Origin of the sequence: Gardnerella sp. 30-4, assembly GCF_001641215.1 — a bacterium.
GTDB classification, from domain to species: domain Bacteria; phylum Actinomycetota; class Actinomycetes; order Actinomycetales; family Bifidobacteriaceae; genus Bifidobacterium; species Bifidobacterium leopoldii.
This window is the reverse complement of record NZ_LXJL01000140.1, coordinates 1-2,021: the sequence shown is the minus strand read 5'-3', so window position 1 is coordinate 2,021 and position 2,021 is coordinate 1. Positions and strand designations below refer to the sequence as shown.

Annotated in this window: 2 protein-coding genes; one reads left to right on the top strand and one right to left on the bottom strand. The window is 36.7% G+C overall.

Going from position 1 to position 2,021, the window contains the following annotated elements; translation table 11 throughout:
- Positions 1–1,102: cell wall metabolism sensor histidine kinase WalK (locus A5294_RS06235; RefSeq protein WP_231880212.1), on the top strand; the 1,102-nt coding region annotated here is incomplete at its 5' end.
- On the opposite strand, the gene A5294_RS06230 is transcribed toward A5294_RS06235, so the two are convergent.
- Positions 1,099–1,992, bottom strand: coding sequence for a ComF family protein (locus tag A5294_RS06230; RefSeq protein WP_064340723.1), 894 nt, complete (start codon positions 1,990–1,992; stop codon positions 1,099–1,101). The genes A5294_RS06235 and A5294_RS06230 overlap by 4 nt on opposite strands.
- Positions 1,993–2,021 lie beyond the last annotated feature (29 nt).

Here is a 2,021-nt window from a genome sequence, read left to right as displayed (position 1 = left end):
TAAAAACTCAAATCCTCAACTTAGAAATAAGTCAAAAACTCGATTTACGAATTCTTCTATAAAGCATAATTATCCAAATAGACCTGTCGGATTTTTTTCATCTCTAAAAATTGAACTTTCGGCAATTATTGTTTTTGCAACAGCAATTGCTTTTGTAATGGCATGGTTTTTACTTAAAACTGGTCTAAATGGCTGGATTGCAATGCCATTAACGCTTATTGTTGCTCTAGGAATTACATACATTTTTTCTAGAGGACTTACAGCACCACTTCGTCAAATGAAAAATGCTGCAGAAGCCATGGCTGATGGCGACTACTCTGTACGAGTTGCTGTAGAAAATCGTCGTGACGAAGTAGGTAAATTAACTCTTGCATTTAATGAAATGGCAGAAGAACTTGAACATGCAGATCAGATGCGTAGAGAGCTTATAGCAAACGTAAGCCACGAATTACGCACTCCTGTTTCTGCTTTACAAGCAATGCTTGAAAATCTTGCAGATGGAGTTGTTGATCCTACTCCATCTAATATGGAAGCTATATTAAACCAAACTCATAGACTTGCTGATCTTATTACTTTCCTTCTTGATTTATCTAGAGTTGAAGCAGGTGCGGAAAGCCTTAATATAACTTCATTTAATTTCACAGACTTTATTGACGAAATTATTGAGCCACTAGAAATAGCTGATTCAGGTCATAATCATAATATTGAAGTTCAAATTAATGATGAGATTGAATTAACAGGAGATCAAGCTCGTCTTTCGCAACTTTTTACTAATATTATTTCCAACGCTCTAAAACATTCAGATGATGGAACTCGTGTTCTTATAAGTGCTCATATTAATCACAACCAAAACTCTGTAATATGTAATGTTGTGAATTTTGGAGAACAAATTCCTCAAGAAGATCGCGCCGATATTTTCAGAAGATTTGTTAAAGGAAATCAGCGAATTGGCACAGAATCAGGAGGAACAGGATTAGGATTGTCAATTGCTCGTTGGGCTGCACAATTGCACCATGGAACTGTAAAAGTAGTAGACGATAAGCGTGGTCCAAACTTTGAGATTACGCTTCCGCTAAACTATAGCAATACAATAGTAAACTAACATTCGTAATCTGCTGTACGATCATCTTTATTGCATACACACGCTAAAGAAAAGCATGCCAAAACAGTAATTCCACTACTCTGTAGAGTTGAAACGCAGCTATTCATAGTTGAGCCAGTAGTTACAATATCATCCAATACAATAGCTTTGTACTCGCGTTGATTTTCAGACTTTTGCTTTCTCAATTCTTTGAAATCGATGCTAAACGCTTTAGAAATTCTGTTAGACCTTCCACGAAAACCGGAAGTTTGCACTGATTTCGCAGTAATTCTAGCATTCATACTTACAATATCTAAAACGTATGCTCTAATGCCACTATTACACAATCGTTTAGCAACACAATTTGCAACAGGCAACATATGTTTACGCCCGCGATGTCTTGATGAATACTTAGATGACGGAACTGGTATAACAAATATAGGATTTTCACTTATATAACAAGAATGCGAGCGCAAAAATTTAGATATAACTTCTACTACTAAATCGCCAATAAGTTCACCAAATATTTTGTCACATGCAATATCGAAATGATCCTTCCATAACAATATTGCGCGACGAACAACCGTAGAATACGAACCACAAGCGTAGCGATATCCACATAGTGTTCTGGTAAATGGTGCACGTTTCCAGCATTGCAACGCTTTCTTGCAGTTTTCACACAATATATAGTCTGGAATATCACAGCCTGCACATGCGCGAGGCAAAAATAAATTAAATAAAGCAATCGCTACATTCTTCCAACTAGCAAAACGCCAATTTACAGAATCAACATCCTTGTTTTCATATACACCACAAGGTACAGATGCGTGACATGCTAATCCCCCATGAGATGTCACGCTTCTATACTTCTTTTTGTTTTGGTGGTTTATAACCTTGCGTCTCCCAACCATAATGACAGCATATGCGATCGCTTATTAAC

Excerpts from the sequence above, each read along its gene's own strand:
- A5294_RS06230 (WP_064340723.1), bottom strand. The coding sequence starts at position 1,992 with ATGGTTGGGAGACGCAAGGTTATAAACCACCAAAACAAAAAGAAGTAT.